General features: G+C 32.4%; 3 protein-coding genes. 1 reads left to right on the forward strand and 2 read right to left on the reverse strand.

All coding sequences use genetic code 11. The features are described 5' to 3' along the window. Positions 1–690: restriction endonuclease subunit S (locus BN52_RS04180; RefSeq protein WP_040473373.1), on the forward strand; the 690-nt coding region annotated here is incomplete at its 5' end. Positions 691–760: 70 nt separating this feature from the next. Here the strand turns inward: BN52_RS04180 and BN52_RS04185 are convergent. Both BN52_RS04185 and BN52_RS04190 read right to left on the reverse strand, forming a co-directional pair. Then, positions 761–1,696 (reverse strand): site-specific integrase, encoded by a 936-nt coding sequence (locus tag BN52_RS04185; protein ID WP_008473002.1) that lies wholly within the window; start codon positions 1,694–1,696, stop codon positions 761–763. Between the two features lie 65 nt (positions 1,697–1,761). Then, positions 1,762–2,463 (reverse strand): restriction endonuclease subunit S (locus BN52_RS04190; protein WP_040473374.1); only part of this gene is annotated, 702 nt, incomplete at its 5' end.

Consider the following 2,463-nt stretch of genomic DNA (forward strand, 5'->3'; position numbering starts at 1 on the left):
TTGATACAATTTGATTCTCTAATCACTCTTCAGCAACTAAAAATTGATCAACTAAACAAGGTAAAAAAAGCTTTATTGCAACAAATGTTTCCTGAGCAGGATAGCAAAATCCCTAAAACTCGTTTTTCTAGATTCACCGATCCTTGGGAACAGCGGAAGTTAGGGGATTTTTTATCAACACCAGAAAAAGAACAAATCTCAAATATTCAAGAGTTGAAATTGATGACTTTGAAGCTGAATATGGAAGGAATTACTTTGTCAGCTAATCGAGAGACTTTAAAGCTGGGAGCTACACAATACTATAGAAGACATGCTGGTCAACTATTGTATGGTAAACAAAATTTTTTCCATGGTTCAATTGCATTAATTCCTAACGAAGCTGAAGGATTTGCTACTTCTGGTGACGTACCAGCTTTAAATATTTCTAATATAAATAGTCAATATCTTTTAGATTATATAGGCCGTCCGACTTACTATAAACCAAAAGAAGCACTTGCTATTGGAACTGGAAGTAAGCGGATTCACGAAAAGACTTTATTCAAATTTGAATTGTCTGTTCCTTCATTGGAAGAACAAAACGTGATAAGTAATTTTTTGTCTAATTTAGATACCCTCATTGCCCTTCATCAGCGTAAGTTAGATCAACTAAAACAAGTAAAGAAATTTTTGCTACAAAATATGTTTATCTAAACAAAATGCATCGTAAAAATGATACATGCTCTTCTATGTATGATCGTATCATTACCGATGCATTTTTAATTTAGATTAACTTGGAAAGATGTTGCATTATCTTATCACTATCTTTGTTTTCTAGCTCTTGAATGATATGGATATATGTCTCTTGAGTTGTTGTTGTGTTACTATGCCCAAGTCTTTTTGCAACACTTGCAATTGAGACACCTTCGTAAAGCAGTAATGAAGCATGTGTATGTCTTAACCCATGGATTGAAATTCTAGGGATTTCCAATTTATCGCAATATTTATTAAGTCGTGTGTTAACCAGAGAATTATAGACGCTTTGTCCTTTTCTGACAAAGATCAAATCTTTATCATCAATATCTTGCATCATTGTCTTGAATTGTTGCATTAACTGCCAATCAACTGTAACTTTTCTTTTTGATGATGGATTTTTGGTAGGTTGAAAGTGTCCTACTTTACTCTTGTAATCCCAAGATTTATTTACAATAATTTGTTGTTTTTCAAAATCAAAATCTTCTGGAGTTAAAGCTAAAGCTTCAGCATATCTTAACCCTGTTTTTGCAATTAGCAATATAAACCAATCCCAATTGATGTCATTTCCAAGATCTAAGTAATGTAACAATCTTTGAAGGTCATAGAAACTAAGAAACTTTGATTTTTTTGGTTTAGGCTTACATCCCTTAATTATAATTCTTCTTGTCGGATCTGATTCCATTGCTCCGTCATCAACTGCATCAAAAATACATGCCTTCAAATGATGGTGAAAATCTAGAACAGTAGCTTTTTCATGATTTTGAGCATACTTATTGATAATTCTCTGATAATTTTGTCTACTCAACTCATTCATGTGTAAATCTGGAGCAAGTTCTTTGATTTGTTTCTGTACCAAAAAATACTTTTTCAAAGTAATTGGCCTCACTGCATTTTCTTTGTATAGATGGATCCAATCCAAGTAATACTTGTAGAACAACTTTGTACTGTACTTTTTACGAGCCATAAAAATACCTCCTTAAAACATTAAGCTCTGCCTTAATTGTTTAGGGAGGTGTTTACTTTGTAAAATTATATGAACATATTTTGTAGTAAAAATTTTTTCACTTGTTTTAATTGATCTAACTTACACCGATGGAAGTCGATGAGGGAATCAAAATTACTAAAGTAATTTCCTATAGTAGACTGTTCCTCTTTGATTGTTGGAACATAAATACTATAATTCAAAAGATCGCTCGGGATTATCCGTTTCTGACTATTCGAAGAACCTGATGAAATTGAAATAAGGTCTCTTGTTGCCCTGTCTGATAACAAGAATTGATTTAAAAAACGTAAGTTTATTTGACTTGACGAATATGGAAGAAACTCAGTAGAAGAAACTGAATTTTCTTTAGCTTCATTTACTAACCAAATTCTTCTTTGGTGAACATTTAATTTATTTATTAGCAGCAAATCGCCTTTGATCTTAAGACGATTACTTAACATTGTCTCTCCCATAACAATCTGTGGCTTTTTTCCTAAGTCGTAAGCGGGCATACTGTACTCTATAAATTCATTTTTAGGATATAAATTTGGAGACACGCTATCTCTACTAATTTTCCCCATTTCCCCTAACTTTCGTTGTTCCCAAGGATCGGTGAATCTAGAAAAACGAGTTTTAGGGATTTTGCTATCCTGCTCAGGAAACATTTGCTGCAATAAAGCTTTTTTTACCTTGTTTAGTTGATCAATTTTTAGTTGCTGAAGAGTGATTAGAGAATCAAATTGTATCAA

Origin of the sequence: Lactobacillus gigeriorum DSM 23908 = CRBIP 24.85 (genome assembly GCF_000296855.1) — a bacterium.
GTDB lineage: Bacteria > Bacillota > Bacilli > Lactobacillales > Lactobacillaceae > Lactobacillus > Lactobacillus gigeriorum.